Below are 1666 nucleotides of genomic sequence, written 5' to 3' on the forward strand. Positions count from 1 at the left end.
TGAGGTGGTACAGGTCAGCCATGGCTGCCGGTACTGGGAATGGGCGCAACTGGATACCGTCGACAACCACAAAGGCCGTCAACAATGGTGACCACACCCCTTGACCTTCAACTCATCATATGAGGGGGGAGATTGGCTGTTTCGTCGAAGGCGCCATTTCTGCAACGTTAGCGATTGGCGAAGGCCGGCGCGACGTCCGATCCCCCCCTTGTGGGGGAGATGCCCGGCAGGGCAGAGGGGGGCGCTGTCCCGTCGGCATGCCGGATTCCTGCAATGACGAACTCAACATTCACGCAGGATCGGACTGGCCAATGCGCAGGAAGTCGCCGTCGAATGGCATCTCCCGCGTTGTCCCGCCCGCGGCAAGGACGCGCAGCCGGTCGGGCGCTTGCTCGAGGCCGCTTGGCGGCTCGGCATCGGCGAACGGAACCGCGCCGATGACATGGCGGAAGGAGACCGACCGCCCTTCGGCCAGAGCAAAGGCCGTCGCCACGCCTTCATGTTTCAACCAGTTGTCGCCGAGCGAGGCGGCGTGGCCGACCGCGGCACGGCCGTCCTCGATGCCGAGCACGCCGACATGGCGGCCGCTCCAGGGCGCATAGTCGCGCCCGCCATTGCTGAACCACAGCATGGTGACCGGCAGCTCGGCCGGGTTCTTCAGCACCAGCACCAGATCCTGCTCGGCGCGGCGGGCAAGCGCCGTCCAGCCCGGCCCGCCATGATCGGCCTCGACCAGGGTGATGAAATCCTCGCCCCTAGCCTCCATGCGGTAGCCGGTGAGATCGGTGGTCCCGCCGGTGGCGATCGGGAAATGGGCCAGATCGGTGGCGCGGGCGGGATAGGCGAGGCGAAACCGGCCGCGCGCCGGATCGGGTTCCAGCGCGGTCGCCGGCGTCACCGCCAGGCGTTTCGGCGAAAAGGCGAGCCTGCCGCCGTCCTGCATTACCGTCATCGGATGATGGGCGACGGAAATAGCGCCGGAGCCGCCGGAAAAGATGTGTTCCTGGTAGAGGAAGGGATGGTTGTCGCGCAGCGTAAAAATCTTGTCGACGGCAGCGCCCATGACCTTGCGGCGCAGCCGGAAGACGGCCCGCCAGCCGCCGGCGATGGCGCCGTTCTCGACGACGTCCCACGCACTGTTGGCCGTCCAGCCATGCAGGGGCGCTGCCTCGACGTCGCTGGTGGAGAACGGCGCGCAGAGGAAATCGCCCGAAAGGCGCACCGTGCCTTCGGGGAGATTTTCCGGCAGTGTTTCGCGCGGCGCGCCGACCCATGGCGCACGGTGCAGCGGCTTCAGCTTGCGGCCGTCGGCTTCGATTTCCATGGCGGCGATATGGCCGACGGCGAGATCGAGCGAGACCGAGATGCCCTTTGCATTGAGCGTGACCGTGTCCATGAATGCCTTCTCGCGAATCTTTCAGGGCGCCAGCAAAGCCTGTCGGGTGCCCTTCACGCAAGCATCGTGACAGGCATTTTGCATCAGGCTCCACCCTCCCCCGCAAGGGCAGGGTAATCGCATATGGCGCTCCCCCACTCCGTCTCGGCTTCGCCGAGCCACCTCTCCCCCCACATTCGTGGAGGGAGAGGAAACGCCAACCGCGAAGGGTCGCGGCCTTGAAAAGCTTGGGTTCCTCTCCCCCATGAACATGGGGGAGAGGTGGCCGCG

Annotated in this window: 1 protein-coding gene; it reads right to left on the minus strand. The window is 66.1% G+C overall.

Annotation, left to right across the window (positions count from 1 at the left end; all coding sequences use genetic code 11):
- Positions 1 to 289: 289 nt before the first annotated feature.
- Positions 290 to 1396 (minus strand): hypothetical protein, encoded by a 1107-nt coding sequence (locus tag AC4FWB_RS34000; RefSeq protein ID WP_491030583.1) that lies wholly within the window; start codon positions 1394 to 1396, stop codon positions 290 to 292.
- Positions 1397 to 1666 lie beyond the last annotated feature (270 nt).

This window comes from Mesorhizobium sp. LEGMi-168a (assembly GCF_058312955.1).